The following is a 19,350-nucleotide window of genomic DNA, read 5'->3' on the forward strand; positions in this document are numbered from 1 at the left end:
ACCGTCTGGCGAGCTATCCTATCGTGACGGAACCTTCATTGAGCAAGACACCCGCAGACATCGCACCGCTTCAGGACATCATGGCTCGGCTTCGCAATCCGGATGATGGCTGTCCGTGGGATGTCGCCCAGACCTTCGCCACCATCGCGCCTTACACGATCGAGGAGGCCTATGAGGTCGCCGACGCCATCGAGTCCGGCGATATGGCGGCGCTCAAGGATGAGCTGGGCGATCTGCTGTTTCAGGTCGTGTTTCACAGCCAGATGGCTTCGGAGCAAAAGGCCTTCGATCTTTCCGATGTCATCTCCGCGATTTGCGAGAAGATGTTGCGGCGCCATCCGCATGTTTTTGCGGCGCCAGGGTCGGTCTCGCCCGGTTGGGATGAGATCAAGGCTGCAGAGCGCGCCGGCAAGCCCTCGGAGGACCGCTCGGCCTTGTCAGGGGTTGCCCTCTCCCTGCCCGCGCTCTCGCGGGCGGAGAAAATCCAGAACCGTGCCGCGCGCGTCGGGTTCGATTGGGATGACATCGCAGATGTGCGCGCCAAGGTGCTGGAAGAGCTGGAGGAGGTCGAACAGGCCACCGATCAGGCAGAGTTAGATGACGAGATCGGCGACCTGTTGTTCGCCGCCGTCAATCTCGCGCGGCATCATCATGTCGATCCCGAGACGGCGCTCCGCCGGGCGAGCGGGAAGTTCGAGCGGCGGTTCCGCGCCATGGAAGCCGATGCGGGCAAGGCATTTCCCGGCTTGTCTCTGGATGAAAAGGAAGCGCTCTGGCAGAAGATCAAGCGCGCCGAGCGTTGAAAGCGACCCTCAGGCGATCAGCCCGGCCTGGTCGCCATGCACGCGCACGAAGCGATCATAATCGGCCGGCTCCATTCGCACAGAAACGTGGATGGTGACCTCGGCCCCGTCGGCCTCCGCCGCTTCCGACAGCACTTCGCCATGGGCATGAAGCCAGGCAAGCGCCGCGCCTTCACGTCCGCTCAGATCGAACTCGTAGCGCCGGTGACTCTTGCCGAGGATATCGGAAAGGCGTCGGCGTAGCGCCTCGATCCCCTCGCCCGTCAGCGCGGAAACAAGGGCGACATCGGGCTCATGCTCAGCCCGGTTGCGGATCGCGGCCTGATGGTCGGGATCGTCGATCAGATCGACCTTGTTCCAGACTTCCAGCACCGGCACGGCGCTATCCACGGGCGCATCGTCGTCCTCACCGGCGACCGCGCCCAGATCGGCCAGCACGTCCAGCACATCGGCTTTCTGCGCGTCGCTGTCGGGATGCGCGATATCACGCACATGGAGGATGAGATCGGCGGACAGCACCTCTTCCAGCGTTGCGCGGAACGCTGCGACGAGCTGGTGCGGCAGATCCGACACGAAGCCCACCGTATCCGACAGAATAGCCTTGTCGATGCCCGGCAGGCTAATCTGCCGCATCGTGGGGTCGAGCGTGGCGAAAAGCATGTCCTGCGCGACCACCGCCGATCCGGTCAGGCGATTGAACAAGGTCGATTTGCCCGCATTGGTATAGCCGGCGAGCGCGATCACCGGCCAAGGCGCGCGCTGGCGCCGGGCACGATGGAGCCCACGGGTTCGCGTGACCTGCTCAAGCTCGCGCCGGATGCGGGCCATGCGATCGCGGATCATCCGCCGGTCGGCCTCGATCTGCGTTTCGCCGGGGCCGCCAAGAAAGCCAAAGCCGCCCCGCTGCCGTTCAAGGTGCGTCCAGCTGCGCACCAGCCGGCCGGCCTGATAATCGAGATGCGCCAGCTCGACCTGCAACCGTCCCTCGGCCGTGGCGGCGCGCTCGCCGAAAATCTCGAGGATAAGGCCGGTGCGGTCGATGACCTTGGCGGCGCAATTCTTCTCTAGATTGCTCTGCTGGACCGGCGTCAGATTATTATCGACGACGATGAGCTCGGCCTGCTCGCGCGCGGCCAGTGCGGCGATTTCTTCCACCTGCCCGGAGCCGAACAGCGTGGCAGGGCGGGACTGTCGCACGCGGAACGCCGCGGTCCCGCACACGTCCAGTCCGATGGCGAGCGCGAGGCCTTTGGCTTCTTCCAGCCGGGCCGACACATCCCGCCGCTGGCGTCGCCCGAGATCGGCGTGGACCACGATGGCCCGCGTTCCACGCGTCACTTCTTCCTGATCGAGATGAAAACTAATGGGTCATCCCCATCTGTTCAGTCCTCATCTTCATCATTTTCGCCCGAGAGATCGAGCGGATGGGTGGGCTGAACGGTCGAGATGGCATGCTTGTAGACGAGCTGCACGAGGCCATCGCGCTGGAGCAACATGCAGAACAGGTCATAAGCCGCGATCTCACCCTGAAGCATCACGCCGTTGACCAGGAACATGGTCACCGGGTCACCGGACTTATGGACCGCCGACAGGAAAATTTCCTGCAGAAGCTTCGGCTTGCGCTCATTTGATGAGAAAGCGGATTCAATCTTGGCGAGATCCATCGGATGCGCTGGCATGACCGTGGAAATGGCGTGCTTGTAGACCAGTTGGGTTTGACCGTCGCGCCGAAGCAGGACCGAGAAATTATCAAACCAGGTGACGATGCCCTGAAGCTTGACGCCCTTGACCAGAAACATGGTCACCGGGGTCTTGCTCTTGCGAAGGCTGTTGAGAAATATGTCCTGTAAGTTATTGAGTTTTTCGGCCATTTTCTACTCCATTATTGGCGGCTCGCTGTCCGCGTCGCGCTCTGTCAAAGCGTCGATATGCCCCATGAGTGGGGTGACTGGTGCACGCTATGTGATTCCCAGGGAGAAATCCAGCCCCGGTTTGTTGCGCTGCACAAAGGTTCTGAGTGCTCAACTATCGCGTTCATCTCCCAAGCCAAGCGACTTCAGCTTGCGGTGCAAGGCCGACCGCTCCATGCCAATAAACGCAGCGGTCCGCGAAATGTTGCCGGAAAAGCGCTTGATTTGGATGCGCAGATACTCCCGCTCGAAATTCTCGCGCGCTTCCCGCAGCGGCGCCCCCATGATCGCGGTGGACATGCCGCTGTCGTCGCCGCCGCCAGTGGCCTCCGCCGGCAGCATCTCCAGCTCGATGACGCCGCCCGAATTCATCGGCGCCAGAATGACGGTGCGCTCCACGACATTGCGGAGCTGGCGGACATTGCCCGGCCAATCAGCCGATTGCAGGGCGGCCATCGCATTGGGCGCCATGTTCGGCGAGGCCATGCCGCGCTCGGCGGCAAAGCGCGCCAGATAATGCTCGACCAGCCCAGGAATGTCGTCCCGCCGTTCTGCCAGCGGTGGCAGGGTGAGCGGCACGACGTTGAGCCGGTAATAGAGATCTTCCCGGAACCGCCGCTCGGCAATCTCTTCCTTGAGATCACGGGCCGTGGATGAGATGACCCGGATGTCGACCTTCACCTGCCGCTGGCCGCCGATGCGCGTAAAGCTTTGGTCGGTCAGCACCCGCAGGATCTTGCCCTGCGTGGTGAGGGGCATGTCCGCGATTTCGTCGAGGAACAATGTGCCGCCATGGGCCTGCTCCAGCAGGCCGGGCCGGATCACCCCGTCCGAACCCTCAACGCCGAACAGCGCTTCTTCGGCGCGCTCCGGCTCGATCCGCGCCGCCGTGACGATCACGAACGGACCGCTCGCCCGGGTCGACCAATTGTGGAGCATCCGCGCCGCCACTTCCTTGCCGACGCCGGCCGGTCCGGTAATCAGCACCCGGCTGCCGGTGCCGGCGACCTTCTTGATCGTGGCACGCACCGTGTTGATCGCATTGCTGGTGCCGGTCAGTTCCTCTTCCTGTCCGAAGCGCGCGCGCAGCACCTGATTTTCCCGGCGCAGGCGCTCGGTTTCCGTCGCCCGGTTGACGATGTGAAGAAGCTGGTCGGATTCAAACGGCTTCTCGATGAAATCGACCGCCCCGCGCCGGATCGCCGCGACGGCCGTATCGATATTGCCATGGCCCGAGATCATCAGCACCGGAATGCTGGGGTCTCGCTCCTTGATGATGTCGAGCAGTTCGAGGCCATCCAGCTTTGACCCCTGCAGCCACACGTCCAGCAACACCAGCGATGGGCGCCGCGCGGCAAGCGCTTCCAACGTCTCGTCACTATTGGCGGCTAGGCGCGTCTCGAACCCCTCATCCTCGAGGACACCCGCGACCAGTTCCCGGATATCGGCTTCGTCATCGACGATCAGAACATCAAGCGCCATTCAACGTCTCTTTCATATTGTCTCGGCCCTCTCGTCGCCCTCTGCGAGGCGCGACAGCCGTTCCACGTCGAAGCGGAGAGTCACGACCGTGCCTCCGCTTTCGGCATCGCCGAAGGTGATGGAGCCGAAATGCTCCTCGACGATCTTCTTCACGATCGCGAGCCCGAGGCCGGTGCCCTTGGCGCGCGTCGTCATATAGGGTTCGATGATCCGCTCGCGCTGCTCGGGCAGGCCGATGCCGTCGTCGGTCACGGAGATGGCGAGCTGCCCTTCCTCACGCAGCACGAGCATCGTCACATGGCCATGCGGGGCATTGGCGGGCGGTTGATCGCCTTCCCCCTTCGGCGTGTCGGCAAGATGCCGCTGCTCGATGGCCTCGACCGCGTTCTTGACGATATTGGTCAGCGCCTGGCCGATCTGCCGGCGGTCGCAGACCAAGGCCGGATCGGCTTCCTCGCTAGCGAAGGTGAAAGTAATCTCGGGGTGCGCGACCTCATGCAGGAACATCGCATGGCGAGCGATGTCGATCACCGCTTCCTCGCGGAAGACGGGCTTGGGCATGCGTGCGAAGGAGGTAAACTCATCGACAATACGGCGCAGATCGCCGACCTGCCGCACGATCGTCTCGGTCAGGCGGCGGAAGGTGCTGGGGTCGGACTCGATCTCCTTGCCATAGCGCCGCTGTAGCCGCTCGGCGGCGAGCTGGATCGGGGTCAGCGGATTCTTGATTTCGTGGGCGATGCGGCGGGCGACATCCGACCAGGCGGCGCGGCGCTGGTCGAGCAGTTGCTCGGTGATATCATCGAAGGTCAGTACCTGATTGCCGTCCTCGACGACCACCCGAACCGCGAGGGTCCGCACTTCGCCCCGGGCGCGGATTTGGATAATGTCGGCGCCGGTGCCAGCCTCCATCAGCGCTGCTAGCTCTTCGGACACATCAGCAAGCCTTTGGCCGACCGCCTGTTCGCCGGGGCGCACGAGCAGACCCGCTGCCGAGCTGTTCAGGATCTGGATGGTGCCATCGCGGTCGACAGACACCACGCCCGCGCTGACACCGGATAGCACGGCCTCGATCAGCGCCCGCCGATCGGCGAGCTGATTATTGGCCGAAACGAGCGCGCCGGTCTGCGCCTCCAACCGCTGGGTCATCCGGTTGAATGCGCTTGCCAGCGTGCCCAGCTCATCGCGGGAGTGGGAATCGGTGACCCGCGCGGAGAGATCGCCTGCCGTCACGCGCCGGGCAGCATCCACCAGCTCTCCCACCGGTCTAACGAGTCGATCCGCCACGGCCAGCGCAATCCAAACTGCTGTGCCCACCAGCATCAAGGTGCCGATGAACAACGCGATGTTGAAGCGCAGCTGCAACTGCCGGGACCGCGCGGCAAACTCATCATAATCGGCGAGCACGGCCTGTGCGCGCTCCATCTCGCTGAAAGCGGAAACGGCCGAATCGCGGGTGGCGTAGAGGAAGGTGTTGGACTCTGGATAGAGCAGCACAAAGGCTTCGATCTGGTTGGGCTTGGCCTGCACCACGACGGGCTGGCCATTGCGCAGATCGCGGATGATCTCCGGCGTCAGCATATCCGTGGCCGTCTGCCGTTCCGGATCGACCGTCGCTGCCGTCCGCGCGACGCCGTCCTTGCCGATCTCGATGATCGCTGAGCGGTTCAGTTTCCGCGTGACCACCTGATAGATATAACCCTCCGCGAAGGACGGGCTGGAAATGCTTGATTGGGAGAGATAATTGCGCAGGTCTCCCGCCATCGTCACGGTCTCGTCGCTCAACTCCTTGAGGTTGGACTGATAATAGCCGCGCGCGAGATCAGAGGCGTTCTGGAGCATGCCGCGCGCGTCGGCCGAGAACCAGAACTGCACACCATATTGGAAGAGCAGCGAGGCAAAGATCACCACCAGCAGGAGCGGAAGGCTCGCGATCACCGAGAACAGGGCGACGAGGCGGACGTGCAGACGCCCGTTGCCGCCCACGAGACTGCGATTGGCGCGCCGACGGGCGATCCTTTGCCCAAGCAGAACGAGCAGCAGAATAGCGGGGAGAAGATTGAGGACCAGCAGCAGCGCCACCACGGCGGCGCTGAGCAATGTATCATCATCCTGCGGACGCGTGAGCAACCACCAGGTGAACCCCGCCGTGGCGACAAAGACCCCCGCTGTGAGCGGAACAGCCAGACGACTGAGCCGCTGCCAGATGCGCAACGGCCGCGACGGATCGCTTACATTGTCCAGCACGGTCGATCTTTGATCCATCGTGGCACCGATACAACATCAGCGTGGCGGAGCAAACACGCTTAACGCGCCACGGTGGAAGTTACGGCGCTGGCCGGCCCCGGTCTATCGCACCGCAATCAGCGATGGCGCAGCGGCATGGTGGGGTCGATATCATAGTGGTTAAGCTTCTTGCGCAAGGTGTTGCGATTGAGCCCCAGTGTGGCCGCCGCCCTGATTTGATTGCCATCCATTGCGGCGAGAACTTCACTCAGGAGCACAGGTTCGATGACGTCGAGCAGCCGGTCGTAAAGCTCGCAAGGACTCGCATTGCCGCCGACCGCGAGGTGATCCCGCGCCCAGCGCCGCGCCGCTTCCGCCAGATCGGCGGCGCTGCTGTCGGCCGGGTCGCCCACGCTGTCCTGCACGCGCAGCACTTGGCGGACATGCTGGACCTGAATTTCCTGATCGCGCGTGAGCACGGTCAGACGCTTCATCAGGTTCTGGAGTTCGCGCACATTGCCCGGCCAGTCATAGCGCTCGAGCAGCGCGGCGGCTTGCTCGGAGAGCAGCTTGCTCGGCAACCCCTCGAAGACCGCCTGATCGAGGAAATGCCGCGCGAGGATTGCGACATCACCCGTTCGCTCGCGCAGCGCCGGCAGGCGAATCGGCACGACGTTGAGCCGGTAGAACAGGTCTTCGCGGAACCGGCCTTCGCTAATCAGGGTTGGCAGATCCTGATTGGTGGCGGCAATGATGCGCACGTTCACCCGCACCGGCCTCGTGCCGCCCACCGTCGTGATTTCGCCGGACTGGAGCACCCGCAGCAGCCGCGTTTGCGCATCCATCGGCATGTCGCCGATTTCGTCGAGAAACAGCGTGCCGCGCTCGGCCTGCTCGAACCGGCCCGCCGTTCGGGCGAAGGCACCCGTAAACGCGCCCTTTTCGTATCCGAACAGTTCGGCCTCGATCAGCTCACGGGGAATGGCAGCCATGTTGATGGCCACAAAGGGTTCATTGCGGCGCGGCCCCAGGCTGTGGATCGCCTCGGCCACCAGTTCTTTGCCGGTGCCGGATTCGCCTAAAACCAGAATGTTGAGATCATTGCCCACCACCCGCGCGATCGTGCGATAGACCTCCTGCATCTGCGGCGAGCGCCCGATGAGGGGCAGGCCGTCGTCCGTGCCCTCACCAGCCGCGGGTTCCGCCAGCTTGCCCTTGGCCCGAACACTGAGGGCTTCGGCTACCGCGCGGCTAAGCTCATTCAGATCGAACGGCTTGGGCAGATATTCAAATGCCCCCTGCCCCGTGGCGCGTACGGCCGTGTTGAGCGTGTTCTGCGCCGAGAGGATGATGACCTTGAGGTCAGGCTCGGAAGCCAGAATATTGCCGACATCATCGAGACCATCGCCGTCCGGCAGGATCACGTCGGTAATCAGCACATCGGGCGTGAAGCTCGCCAGCGCCTCATGGCGCTCGGCTATCGAGCCGGCGGTGCGGATGATGTGGCCTTGCCGCTTGAGCGCCTCGCTGACGACCATGCAGATCGCCGGATCGTCATCGACCACCAGAACCTTGCCGGTCAGGCGCGTCATAGGCTCCCTCCCATGGGCAGGAGAACCCGGAAGATCGACCGCCCGGCCACCTTGTCGCGCTCATATTGCACAAGGCCGTTCATATCGCGCACCAGCTTGTCGACCAGCGCTAGGCCAAGGCCCTGTCCGCTGCGCTTGTTGGAAATGAAGGGGTTAAACAGCACATCGCGAATATTGTCCGGCACGCCGGGGCCATTGTCGATCACCTGAATCTCGATCTGCAGCGGTGCGGCGCCCTTGCCGCGCGCGCCCATCACCGACAGGCCATGGCGATAAGCGGTCGCGACCTGAACCGCGCCATCCGCCATGCCATCCACGGCCTCCACCGCATTCTTGACCAGATTGAGCATGATCTGCACCAGCGCGTCGCCATTCACCTGTGCGAATGGGAGAGACGGGTCATAGGTGCGGGTGATCGTGCAATTGCGGGCGAACCCGGCGCACGCCAGTTCCACGGCCCGGTCGAGCAGCGGATAGATATTCTCCGGTCGGCATTCGAGCGGCTGATTGCTGGTGAAATGCTGCATCCGGTCGATCAGGGCGGCGATCCTGTCCACCTCGTCGCAGATCAGCTTGGTGAGCGGCCGGGTTGCCTCCCCGGCATCGCCCTCCAGCAATTGCGCCGCGCCGCGAATGCCCGAAAGCGGGTTCTTGATCTCATGAGCGAGCATCGCTGCCGCGCCGGTCGCCGAGCGCACGCCCATCGACGTGCGGCGGGTGCCGAGCGCCTGCGATTGGCCATGGACATGCAGGGCGACGATCCGCCAGCGATCGTCCTCCAGCAGCGGATGAATGAGAATATCCATCTCCAGCGCTTCATTCCGCCCGGCATGGACCTGAATATCATAGGCAGACAGCGGCTTGTCCGTCATCCAGATCGCCGCATCGACGCGTGGATCGGCAATGCGCAGCACACGCCCGATGGCGCTGCCGACCAGTGCCGAGCGGGCCATATTGAGCAGATTCTCTGCGCGGGCATTAGCCAGGACGATCCGGCCGTCCGGATCGATCATCAATGTCGCGACGGGATGCGCGGAGACGATTTCGGCAGCGGCAGGCAGGGATCGGGTCGGTGCATTCGCATCCGCCCCAGCCCTGAAATCGGCCTCAGGCTGCATTCCTGGCCTGTTCCGGTTCCTGATCGAGCCGTTCAGGGTGCGTCACGAACGGGGCGTAGAAGCGCTCCAGCATATCGAGCACGGTCGCCGCATCCGGCACCTGATTGACCATGTTGCGGAACTCGGCCGAGCCGGGCAGGCCCTTGGTGTACCAGCCGAGATGCTTGCGGGCCATATTGACGCCGGTCGTCTCACCATAGTGATCCAGCATCGCGCGATAATGCTCGACGATCACGGCATATTGCTCGGCAATGTCGGGGTTCTCAACGGTCCGGCCGCTCACCAGCCCCTGCATAACCTGCCCCAGTAGCCAGGGCCTGCCATAGGCGCCGCGCCCGATCATCACGCCATCGGCACCGCTCTGCGCCAGCGCGGTGCGCGCGTCGTCGAGCGAGCAGATGTCGCCATTCACGATGACGGGCAACCTCACCGCATCCTTGACGCGGCGCACGAACGCCCAGTCCGCGCTGCCCTTGTACATCTGGTTGCGGGTCCGCCCGTGAACCGTGATCAGCTTGGCCCCGAGATCCTCGGCGATGTGCGCAAGCTCCGGCGCGTTCAGGCTGTCATGGCACCAGCCCATCCGCATCTTGACGGTCACCGGCACATCGACCGCCTTCACGGTCGCTTCGATCAGTCGGGCAGCGAGCGGCAGGTCGCGCATCAGCGCTGAGCCGGCATCGCCATTCACCACTTTCTTGACCGGGCAACCCATGTTGATGTCGATGATGGCCGCGCCTCGATCGGCATTGAGCTTGGCTGCCTCAGCCATTTCAGCGGGCTGGCAGCCGGCGAGCTGAAGCGACACCGGTTCCTCGACCGGGTGCCAGGCGGCCTTCTGCAGCGATTGCCGCGTCTCGCGGATCATCGCGGGCGAGGCGATCATTTCGGTGACGTTAAGGCCCGATCCATAGCGCCGCACGAGCGTGCGGAACGGCATGTCAGTCACGCCCGTCATGGGCGCAAGAACGACCGGTGTCTCGATCCGCACGGGACCGATCTGGATGGGTTTGAGCAGCGTCATGACCGGAATGTTGCCTAAAAAACAGGCAGCCCTTACCGCGAATGACGCTGGCGGGCAAGCAAGCCGTGCGCTAAGCGCGCCTCCATGCCCGATCAAGCCCCTCGCGCAGGCCTGTCAGCCGCGATTTTGCTCGCTGCCGGTGCCGGCTTGCGCACCGGTCACGAGACACCCAAGCAGGTGCGAACGCTCGCCGGCAAGCCGGTTGTGGCCCATGCGCTGGATGCGTTGCGCGCCCATCCCGGCGTTGGCCCTATGGCGCTCGTCGTGCCGCCAGGCAGCGAGGATGCGATGCGCAGCCTGCTCGGTCCCCGCGCGGAAGGCCTGACGATCGTCGCAGGGGGCAGCAGCCGGCGCCTATCGGTTCGCGCAGGTCTTGAGGCGTTGGCCGGCAGCGAGCCCGGTGCAGCCCATGTGCTCGTTCATGACAGCGCCCGACCGCTGCTTCCGGTTGCCGTCATCGACCGCGTGCTCGGCGCACTCGCCGATGGCGCGCGATGCGTGGTTCCGGTACTCCCGGTGGTCGACACGCTGGTGCGCTCCGGTGGCGACGAGGCCGGCCAGGTGGTCGATCGGTCGACCCTCGCGCGCGTGCAGACTCCGCAGGGCTTCGATTTTGCTGCGCTCATGGCCGCCCATCAGCAGTGGACGGGCCCCGAAGAACCGACCGACGACGCGCAGATGTTGCGGCGCGCGGGCATCGACGTGGCATTGGTGCCAGGCGACAGCGCGCTTGAGAAGATCACGGGACCGGGCGATCACGAACGGATGGAGCGAATATTGACGGCCGGCATGAGCACGCGCGTGGGCATGGGTTTCGATGTGCATCGCCTTGTGGAAGGCGAAGATCTCTGGCTGTGCGGCGTGCAGATCCCCCACAGTCATGGCCTCTCCGGCCATAGCGATGCCGACGTGGCGATCCATGCGCTGGTCGATGCGATACTTGGCGCGCTGGCGGAGGGGGATATCGGGAGCCATTTTCCACCCAGCGACCCGCAATGGAAGGGCGCGGCTTCGGATCGGTTCCTGGCCTTCGCCTGCGATCGCGTGTCGGCGCGCGGCGGTCGGATCGATCATGTCGACGTGACGATCATTTGCGAGGCACCCAAGATCGGGCCGCGTCGCGGGACGATGCGCGCCCGCTTGGCGGAGATCATGATGTTGCAGGAAGCCCGGATCAGCGTGAAGGCCACCACGACCGAGCGACTGGGGCTGACCGGCCGCGGCGAGGGCATCGCGGCGCAGGCGGTGGTCACCCTGCGCCTGCCGGACGACGATGCTGAAGCGGCATCGTGACGCGGCCCCAAGGCAACCAACTGCGGCCCGCCACCGTTCCCGCTCATCGAGGCCATCATTATTGGCGTTGGCTTTTCCACTCGATGCGATCATGCGTGGACGATCATGAGTGAGTCGACCCTGAACAAAGCCGATGGCGTGCTGCCGCCCGAACTCGTTGCTCTGGCCCGCCGCGTTATCGCGGAAAATCGCGCCATTGGCCGCACTGTGGCGGTAGCGGAGAGCTGCACCGGGGGACTCGTCGCGGCTGCATTGACCGAAATTCCGGGCTCGTCCGCCGTGTTCGAGGCAGGCTTCGTGACCTACTCCAACGCGCAGAAGGTCAAGCTGCTCGGTGTGAGCGAAGATGTGATCGATGCCTTCGGGGCGGTCTCCATCGCCACCGCTTGGGCAATGGCGCATGGTGCCCTCAACCGGACGGGCGCCGATGTCGCCGTCTCGATCACCGGCGTGGCCGGTCCCGATGGGGGAACGGAGCTGAAGCCGGTGGGGACGGTCGTGTTCGCCCGCGCGGAAAAAGGCATGCAGGATGCCGATGCCGTCGCTGACTTGCGGAAATTTGAGGATGAAGGCCGCGCGAAAGTGCGGCTTCAGGCGGCGCTATGTGCGCTCGAACTGCTGCTGCCCGAGGCATCGGCGCCGTAAAGGGCCGCCGCCCGCTCTTCAAAAGCGCCGATCATCTTGCGCAGCGCCCGGTCGAACACCTGGCCGGCCAGCATTTCGAACATGCGGCTCTTGAACGCGAAATCGACTTCGAAGTCGATCAGCACCCCGCCCTCCCCGTCCGGCCGGAAACGCCAGTCGTTGGAGAGATGGCGCAACGGCCCGTCGACATAATCGACATGCACATGGTGCGGCCGCTCCTTCACGACGCGCGAGGTGAAGGTCTCCCGCAGCCCCTTGAAGCCCACGACCATGTCCGCCAGCATCTCCGTGTCGCTGTTCGAGCGGACCCGCATGGCGCTGACCCAGGGCAGGAACTCCGGATAAGACGCGACGTCAGCCACCAGATCGAACATCTGTTCGGGCGAGTAAGGCAGATGGCGGGTTTCGTTATGCTTGGGCATGGGGGTTCACAGGCTGCTTTTCATCGCGGCTTTGGCGAGCGCGGTTTCGCGCGCGGCGCGCATCTGGGCAAAGTCGTCGCCGGCATGATAGCTTGAGCGGGTCAGCGGGCTGGAAGCGACCTGCAGGAAGCCCTTCGCACGCGCGATGGCGGCATAAGCCTTGAACGCCTGCGGGGTCACGAACTCCGCGACGGCAGCGTGCTTTGGCGTCGGGCGCAGATACTGGCCCATGGTCAGGAAATCGATATCCGCCGAACGCATGTCGTCCATCACCTGATGGACCTCAAGCCGCTGCTCGCCAAGGCCGAGCATGATGCCGGACTTTGTGAAGATCGAGGGATCGAGGCGCTTCACCGTCTCCAGCAGCCGAAGCGAGGCATAGTAGCGCGCGCCGGGGCGGATCGTGGGATACAGCCGGGGCACCGTCTCGAGATTGTGATTATACACATCCGGCCGCGCCGCGACGATGGCCTCCACGGCGGCCTCATGCTTGTTGCGGAAATCCGGCGTCAGAATTTCGATCGTCGTTTCCGGCGTGGTGCGGCGCAACGCCTCGATCACCTTCACGAACTGCCCTGCCCCGCCATCGGCCAGATCATCGCGGTCCACCGACGTCACGACGATGTGCTCAAGGCCCATTTCGGCGCAGGCATCGGCCAGATTCTGCGGCTCGCGCGGATCGACGGGCCGGGGCATCCCGGTCTTCACATTGCAGAAGGCGCAGGCCCGCGTGCAGGTGTCGCCCAGGATCATCACCGTGGCATGCTTCTTGGTCCAGCACTCACCGATGTTCGGGCAGGCCGCTTCTTCACAGACCGTCGCCAGCCCCTTGTCGCGCATCAGCTTGCGTGTGGCTTCGTAACCGGCGCTCACCGGCGCCTTGACGCGGATCCAGTCGGGCTTGCGCGGGCGGAAGCCTGCGGGATCGGACGAGAGATCGTTCATGCCGCCCAGATAGCGACCGCAAAGCCCGCTTGCCAGCCCCCACGATCATCGGCAAAGAAATTGCCATGGTACAGTTTTCAGACATGCTCGAAGGATATCGCCGGTTTCGCGGTCAGGACTGGTCTGAACAGCGCACGCGCTGGGCGGAACTGAGCGAGGGCCAGAGCCCGCGCGTTATGGTGATCGCCTGTTCGGATAGCCGCGTCGATCCGACCCAGATTTTCGACACCAGTCCCGGGGAAATCTTCGTCGTCCGCAACGTGGCGGCGCTAGTCCCGCCGTTCGAGACCAATCCCGGGCGGCACGGCGTCTCCGCTGCCGTCGAGTTCGCCGTGCAGTTCCTCGGCGTGGGGGAAATTCTTGTGATGGGCCACGGCATGTGCGGCGGCTGCAACGCGGCGCTCACCCGGGCCATGCACGATGCGGCGCCCGGCGAGGGCGGGTTCATCGCGAACTGGATATCCCTGCTCGATGATGCGCGGGCAGAGGTCGTCGCGACGCATGGCAGCGACCATGGCGGCGCGGCGGGCCGGGCGATGGAACTGGCGGCCGTCAAGGTCAGCCTCGCTAATCTGCGCACGTTCCCGTGGATCGCGGAAAAGGAAGCCAGCGGTGCGCTGGCCCTGCGAGGCGCATTCTTCGCCATATCCGATGGCGTCCTGCATGTGCTCGATGAGCAGAGCGGCGACTTCGCTCCGTTCGAATAGGCAATGGACACAGAAGTCGCCTTCTTCGTCTACGGACTATTGATGACAGGCGGACCGGGCTTCGCGGCGCTCGGCATGGAGGGCGGCGTTCGCCGTATCGGGCCGGATCGGGTTGTCGGCCGGCTCTATCATTTGGGCGATTATCCCGGGTTGGTCACGGGCGAGTCCGGCGTGGTGCATGGCGAACTGATCGGCATCCGCGACCCAGTGCTGCTCGAGAAAATGGATGTCTACGAGTTGTACGACCCCGAGAAGCCCGGTGCGTCAGAGTATCGCCGCATCGAGGTTGACCTGCTGGACAGTGGGCGCCGGGTCTGGACCTATGAGTATAATCGCAGTGTCGAGGGCCTGCCGGTCATCGCCAACGGCCAATGGCGCAATGCCTAGCCCGGCGTCACGCCGACATCCAGCGCCCTCGCCATTGGGTCGATCCGCGCTGAGTCGGCGGACGCTCGTGAAGCAGCTGGTACAAATCGCCAGCATGGTGGCGACCCCTTGTCCGTCAAAAGCAATCCGCCGGAGCACCAGACCGGGTCCGATTCTCCAGTAAGGGGCAGCCGAGCGGCCTGACGGGAGCGGCGATGAGTCTCTGACCCACCGAGCTCCCTGCCCCTCCTGCAAGCCTCCGCTAGCGGGTCAGCTTCTTGTAAGCGAGTCGCGTCGGCCGATCCGCCGCGTCGCCCATGCGGCGGCGCTTGTCTTCCTCATAGGCCTCGAAATTGCCTTCGAACCATTCGACATGGCTGTTGCCCTCGAAGGCGAGGATGTGAGTCGCCAGGCGGTCGAGGAAGAAGCGATCGTGGCTGATGACTACGGCGCAGCCGGCGAAGTTCTCGAGCGCGTCTTCCAGCGCGCGCAGCGTCTCGACGTCGAGGTCGTTGGTCGGTTCGTCGAGCAGGAGGACGTTGCCACCCTCCTTGAGCATCTTGGCCATGTGGACGCGGTTGCGCTCACCGCCCGATAGCTGGCCGACCTTCTTCTGCTGGTCCGGCCCCTTGAAGTTGAAGGCGCCGACATAGGCGCGCGTCTGCAACTCATGCTTGCCGATGGTCATCAGATCATGCCCGCCGGAGATTTCTTCCCAGACGTTATGATTCGGATCGAGCGCATCGCGGCTCTGGTCGACATAGCCCAGGCGCACGGTCGGCCCGACTTCGATGCTGCCCGAATCGGGCTGTTCCTGCCCGGTGATGAGCCGGAACAGCGTAGATTTACCCGCGCCGTTCGGGCCGATCACGCCGACAATGCCGCCCGGCGGCAGCGTGAAGGAGAGATCATCGAACAGCAGCTTGTCGCCATAGGATTTGGTGAGGTTCTTGGCCTCGATCACCTTGCCGCCAAGGCGCTCGGGTGTCTGGATGACGATCTGGGCCTTGCCCGGCGCGCGATTCTCCTGCTTCTCGACCAGTTCGTCGAACGCCCGGATACGCGCCTTGCTCTTGGTCTGGCGCGCCTTGGGCGACTGCCGGATCCACTCCAGCTCCTCCTTGATCGCCTTCTGGCGGCCCGCATCCTCACGCTCTTCCTGCGCCATGCGCTTGGCCTTGGCGTCTAGCCAGCTCGAATAATTGCCCTCGAAGGGGATGCCCCGGCCGCGATCCAGCTCCAGCACCCAGCCGACGACATTGTCTAGGAAGTAGCGGTCGTGGGTGACGAGAATCACGTTGCCGGTGTAGTTGATCAGGTGTTGCTCCAGCCACTGGACGCTCTCGGCATCGAGGTGGTTGGTCGGCTCGTCGAGCAGCAGGATGTCCGGCTTTTCCAGCAGCAGGCGGCACAGGGCGATACGGCGCTTCTCACCGCCCGAGAGATTGTCGACGCTCCAGTCGCCCGGCGGGCAGCGCAACGCCTCCATGGCGATCTCAAGCTGATTGTCGAGCGTCCAGCCGTCGACCGCGTCGATCTTCTCCTGAAGCTCGCCCATCTCCGTCATCAGCGCATCGAAATCGCAATCTTCCGGCGGATCGCCCATGATCGCGCTGATCTCGTTGAACCGGTCGACCAGATCGGCGACAGGCCGCACGCCGTCCTTCACATTCTCGATCACCGTCTTGTCGGGGTCGAGCTGCGGCTCCTGCGGCAGATAGCCGACGCGAATCCCCTCAGCGGCCCAGGCCTCGCCCGTGTAATCATTGTCGATGCCGGCCATCACCTTCATCAGCGTCGATTTACCGGCGCCGTTGACGCCGATGATCGCGATCTTCGTTCCCGGCAGGAACTGAAGGTGGATGTTATTGAAAAGCGGCTTGTTTGCGCCGGGGAAGGTCTTGGTCAGACCCTTCATGACAAAGCTGTACTGGACGGCCATTGGGAAACGGTCCTCTTGAGCGGAATGGAGTGTCTTTGAATTGGCGCCCGGTTAGCTTACGGCGGGTCCATTGGCAAATCCCGGGTTGTCCCGCTCCGCCGCTCTTCGCCCCATCACCATCAAAGCGCTGTCCCACGCGAAAAACCGTCCCTTATTGCCAAGCACTTTGGTTGATAAGGCTATTGATTTCCCTGCGGCATGCGTTAATTGGGCCGCTCGTGCCCTTTGCTGTGCACGACCTTTGCTATGGGAGCCTAATAATATGAAGAAGTTTGCTGTGGCCGGCGCCGCGATCGCGCTCATGAGCCTTGCAGCGTGCGGCGAGAAGCCGGCTGCTGAGACCAACAACGTCTCCAACGAGCTGGTTGTGAACGAGCTGGACGCCGCTGCCAACGCTGCTGACAATGCTGCGAACGCGATGGACAACCTCGCCAACGTCTCGAACAACGCGGCGAACGCAGCAGAGTAATCTGCGACTGCGCTTCTGCGCATTGTTCAAGGGCGGCGTCGATCATCGGCGCCGCCTTTACATTTGGTGGTACGGTCGCCGGCTCTGCCGTTTGGATCGTGCCCGCCAGTTACAGGCACCGGTGATCTCCTTGCGATCATCGCCGCCTCGCCACCGGGCACATCCGGCATCGGCGCGGCCTTTGTGCTTGCATCAAGGGCAAAGCGAAAGCTAAGGCCCGCCCTGGATCGGGGAGTAGCGCAGCCTGGTAGCGCATCTGCTTTGGGAGCAGAGGGTCGCAGGTTCGAATCCTGTCTCCCCGACCACTTTTCCCTTATTTTCTGAATATCATAACCCGCGCGGCCATGATTGGGCCGGGCGGTCGCTCTGCCTTTGCGGCAAGCGCAAGGCGCAGCAACGTCCGCTCTTCGATGGATGGTGGGCCCGGCAGGACTCGAACCCGCAACCTAGCCGTTATGAGCGGCCAGCTCTAACCATTGAGCTACAGGCCCCATTCTCCACCGCAGCGCATGGCGCCGGCTCTGGGCGCGTTAGCTTGCGGCGATCCTGCTTGGCAAGTCTTGATGCATGGTGGCGAGCGGAGCGAACAGGCGTCGGATCAGCCGTTATGGCCCTGCTCGCGATAGGCCTCGGGCGCGGTCGGAAGCACGATGCCAAAGGCCTGTGCCGTGATGGCGAACTCCCCGCCGAGATGGCGGACGATTCCCCGCACCAGTTTGAGGGTGAACGCAAGGCCGAGCGGCGGCGTGTCGCCATAGAGGCGCTGCTCGACCACATAACCCTGTTCGAGAAAGGCGCGCGCCTCGATGCCGCGCAAGGCCGTCGGGCGACTCATCGTCAAGCTCACGGAGGCGCGCTCCGGCGCCGGACAGACGCACAGGACAAGCTGTTCCCCCGCAGCCAAACCGGCATGGCCGATGCGGATCAGGTGATTCAACATGCGTTCGATCTGGTTGCGGTCGCCATGCACAAGGCTGGAGCCGCTCTCGACCGAGAGATTGACGGCCTGGCCAAAGCCGGCGGCGTCCACCACCCTATGCAGGGCAGCGGTCAGATCGACATCATCCTGCTGGGCCGAGAGGTCTCCCCGCTCCAGTCGGCTTGCCGCGTCGAGATCGTCGAAGGTCGTCAGCAATGCCCGTGCATCCGCTAGGATGGCCCGGGCGATGTCGCGATAGACCTCAGGGACCGGGCCCAGGATCTGCGCTTCTATCATTTCGCCATAGCCCTGAACGGCGTTCAACGGCGTGCGCAGCTCATGGATCAGTTGCCGCGTGCTGGTGGCGGAGAGCGTGGTGCCCTCGTCGCTCGGCTGCGTGTCGATGGGGCGAACCGGCGCCTCGAACCGCCGCTCACGCCGGGCAATGCCGGTATAGCCCCGGAAGCGACCGCTCTGCCGGTCAAAATGCGGTTCGCCAGAGATGCGCCATTCGCCCGCCAGCGCACCGTCCTGCAAGGTCAGGCGGCTATTCTCGAATGCGGCGCGGTGCCGAAATGCCCCAAGCGTGGCGCCATCCACTCCATGGCTGACATCCACGCCCGGCGTCGCAATGCTCAGGCCAATGATCGCTTCGGGAAATGCGCCGTCGGTCAGGCGAACGAGGCCCGAAGCATCGGTCTCGAACTGAAAGCTGTCGACATCGGCGTCCGGCGTATTCTGGACCCGAGACTCTTGCTGGACTGCATCCGGCACCGGGTCAGCGGCGCCGGCCGCCTTGAACGGGTTCGCCTTCTTAAACCGCTCGATCTGCGCAACGAGACGGCCGATCTGGCTTGCCTCGTCTGTGCTGCCCGAGCGATCAAGCTCGTCGGTCCCAGCGACCCGGTCCGCACTCAACGTCTCTGCTTCCGCCTGCCGAACCTCGGCCGCCGGCAGCGACAGATCGACTTCGCCGAAGCGTCGTAACGCGGCCATTGCGGCTTCCGGCAGATCCGGACGGCGACGCAGAACACTGCGCGCCAGCGGACCCAGATGCGGTATGATCGCGGCCCAGTCTTCGCCGGTCAGCCGGACCGACTTCATCATCGCCACGACAACCGAAGGATGGTCGCCCGCCAACCATTGCACCAGCGTGGGCGAGCGGAGTCTGGACCCAAGCTCCACGACGGATGCGATGCGGCCTTCCAAGCTCACCTTCGGCCGGGCCTCCTGCAGGATGGTCAGGATGGTGTGCGCCTCGTCCGGTGAAAGCTTCTGGGTTTCCGCGCCGGAGACATCATATTGGGCAAGCAGATCCATGCACTGGCGCCAGCGCGTCACGGCGGCACCTGTGCCCTCGCCGCCATTGGCCAGCACCGTCCGCAGAAGATCGTTGAAACGCATTCAGTTGGCCCCTGTAACGGAACCGCGTGTACTGATGGTAAACCCACCCGCCTAGCGTTAAAAAATGGGACGTTGCATTGTGG

17 protein-coding genes and 2 tRNA genes are annotated in these 19,350 nt (G+C 64.0%); 7 read left to right on the plus strand and 12 right to left on the minus strand.

Features of this window, described 5'->3' with window-relative positions; translation table 11 throughout:
- The first annotated feature begins 38 nt into the window (after nucleotides 1–38).
- Nucleotides 39–803 (plus strand): nucleoside triphosphate pyrophosphohydrolase, encoded by a 765-nt coding sequence (gene mazG, locus M2335_RS09045; RefSeq protein WP_264594461.1) that lies wholly within the window; start codon nucleotides 39–41, stop codon nucleotides 801–803.
- Nucleotides 804–812: 9 nt separating this feature from the next.
- Here the strand turns inward: mazG and hflX are convergent, their stop codons facing one another.
- The 7 genes from hflX to dusB all read right to left on the minus strand — a co-directional run bounded on the left by hflX (nucleotide 813) and on the right by dusB (nucleotide 10,155).
- Nucleotides 813–2,141: a GTPase HflX gene (gene hflX / locus M2335_RS09050; RefSeq protein ID WP_264594462.1), complete on the minus strand. Its 1,329-nt coding sequence runs from the start codon at nucleotides 2,139–2,141 to the stop codon at nucleotides 813–815.
- Between the two features lie 44 nt (nucleotides 2,142–2,185).
- Nucleotides 2,186–2,674 carry an RNA chaperone Hfq gene (hfq, locus tag M2335_RS09055; RefSeq protein ID WP_264570320.1) on the minus strand — a complete coding sequence of 163 codons (489 nt, stop codon included), beginning with the start codon at nucleotides 2,672–2,674 and terminating at the stop codon, nucleotides 2,186–2,188.
- A gap of 150 nt (nucleotides 2,675–2,824) precedes the next feature.
- Nucleotides 2,825–4,195, minus strand: a complete 1,371-nt coding sequence (locus tag M2335_RS09060; protein ID WP_264585063.1) for a sigma-54-dependent transcriptional regulator — start codon at nucleotides 4,193–4,195, stop codon at nucleotides 2,825–2,827.
- Between the two features lie 12 nt (nucleotides 4,196–4,207).
- Nucleotides 4,208–6,460, minus strand: a complete 2,253-nt coding sequence (locus tag M2335_RS09065) for an ATP-binding protein (protein WP_264594463.1) — start codon at nucleotides 6,458–6,460, stop codon at nucleotides 4,208–4,210.
- 98 nt (nucleotides 6,461–6,558) lie between these two features.
- Entirely contained in the window at nucleotides 6,559–8,013 is a 1,455-nt protein-coding gene (gene ntrC / locus M2335_RS09070) for a nitrogen regulation protein NR(I) (RefSeq protein ID WP_264585061.1), read from the minus strand.
- The gene (locus tag M2335_RS09075; protein WP_264578904.1) at nucleotides 8,010–9,131 is read right to left on the minus strand and encodes a two-component system sensor histidine kinase NtrB; all 1,122 of its coding nucleotides are present in this window, start codon (nucleotides 9,129–9,131) and stop codon (nucleotides 8,010–8,012) included. Before M2335_RS09075 ends, ntrC begins: the two co-directional genes overlap by 4 nt.
- Entirely contained in the window at nucleotides 9,121–10,155 is a 1,035-nt protein-coding gene (gene dusB / locus M2335_RS09080; protein ID WP_264594464.1) for a tRNA dihydrouridine synthase DusB, read from the minus strand. The genes M2335_RS09075 and dusB overlap by 11 nt, the downstream gene beginning before the upstream one ends.
- 84 nt (nucleotides 10,156–10,239) lie before the next feature.
- Here dusB and M2335_RS09085 point away from each other — a divergent pair, with 84 nt between their 5' ends.
- On the plus strand, nucleotides 10,240–11,448 hold the full coding sequence (locus tag M2335_RS09085) for a bifunctional 2-C-methyl-D-erythritol 4-phosphate cytidylyltransferase/2-C-methyl-D-erythritol 2,4-cyclodiphosphate synthase (RefSeq protein WP_264594465.1): 1,209 nt from the start codon (nucleotides 10,240–10,242) through the stop codon (nucleotides 11,446–11,448).
- 105 nt (nucleotides 11,449–11,553) lie between these two features.
- Nucleotides 11,554–12,093, plus strand: a complete 540-nt coding sequence (locus tag M2335_RS09090) for a CinA family protein (RefSeq protein WP_181559681.1) — start codon at nucleotides 11,554–11,556, stop codon at nucleotides 12,091–12,093.
- Here the strand turns inward: M2335_RS09090 and M2335_RS09095 are convergent.
- Nucleotides 12,039–12,515, minus strand: coding sequence for a type II toxin-antitoxin system RatA family toxin (locus tag M2335_RS09095; RefSeq protein WP_181559680.1), 477 nt, complete (start codon nucleotides 12,513–12,515; stop codon nucleotides 12,039–12,041). The two genes, M2335_RS09090 and M2335_RS09095, sit on opposite strands and share 55 nt — an antisense overlap.
- Nucleotides 12,516–12,521: 6 nt before the next feature.
- Nucleotides 12,522–13,460 (minus strand): lipoyl synthase, encoded by a 939-nt coding sequence (lipA, locus tag M2335_RS09100; RefSeq protein WP_264572844.1) that lies wholly within the window; start codon nucleotides 13,458–13,460, stop codon nucleotides 12,522–12,524.
- A gap of 65 nt (nucleotides 13,461–13,525) precedes the next feature.
- Here lipA and M2335_RS09105 point away from each other — a divergent pair, with 65 nt between their 5' ends.
- Together M2335_RS09105 and M2335_RS09110 are read left to right on the plus strand one after the other, a co-directional pair.
- Entirely contained in the window at nucleotides 13,526–14,167 is a 642-nt protein-coding gene (locus M2335_RS09105; RefSeq protein ID WP_181559678.1) for a carbonic anhydrase, read from the plus strand.
- Nucleotides 14,168–14,170: 3 nt separating this feature from the next.
- Nucleotides 14,171–14,554 (plus strand): gamma-glutamylcyclotransferase, encoded by a 384-nt coding sequence (locus tag M2335_RS09110; RefSeq protein ID WP_264594466.1) that lies wholly within the window; start codon nucleotides 14,171–14,173, stop codon nucleotides 14,552–14,554.
- Nucleotides 14,555–14,795: 241 nt separating this feature from the next.
- Here the strand turns inward: M2335_RS09110 and ettA are convergent, their stop codons facing one another.
- Nucleotides 14,796–16,475 (minus strand): energy-dependent translational throttle protein EttA, encoded by a 1,680-nt coding sequence (gene ettA / locus M2335_RS09115; RefSeq protein WP_264572842.1) that lies wholly within the window; start codon nucleotides 16,473–16,475, stop codon nucleotides 14,796–14,798.
- A gap of 262 nt (nucleotides 16,476–16,737) precedes the next feature.
- On the opposite strand from ettA, the gene M2335_RS09120 reads away from it, so the two are divergent.
- On the plus strand, nucleotides 16,738–16,944 hold the full coding sequence (locus M2335_RS09120; protein ID WP_181559675.1) for a hypothetical protein: 207 nt from the start codon (nucleotides 16,738–16,740) through the stop codon (nucleotides 16,942–16,944).
- Between the two features lie 228 nt (nucleotides 16,945–17,172).
- Nucleotides 17,173–17,249: transfer RNA gene (locus M2335_RS09125), tRNA-Pro, on the plus strand.
- A 110-nt stretch (nucleotides 17,250–17,359) separates the two neighbouring features.
- Here M2335_RS09125 and M2335_RS09130 read toward each other — a convergent pair.
- Nucleotides 17,360–17,435, minus strand: a tRNA-Ile gene (locus tag M2335_RS09130).
- 107 nt (nucleotides 17,436–17,542) lie between these two features.
- Nucleotides 17,543–19,267, minus strand: coding sequence for a histidine kinase dimerization/phospho-acceptor domain-containing protein (locus M2335_RS09135; protein WP_264594467.1), 1,725 nt, complete (start codon nucleotides 19,265–19,267; stop codon nucleotides 17,543–17,545).
- Between the last annotated feature and the right edge of the window lie 83 nt (nucleotides 19,268–19,350).

The sequence above is a fragment of the Sphingobium sp. B12D2B genome (assembly GCF_025961775.1).
Taxonomy (GTDB): Bacteria; Pseudomonadota; Alphaproteobacteria; order Sphingomonadales; family Sphingomonadaceae; genus Sphingobium.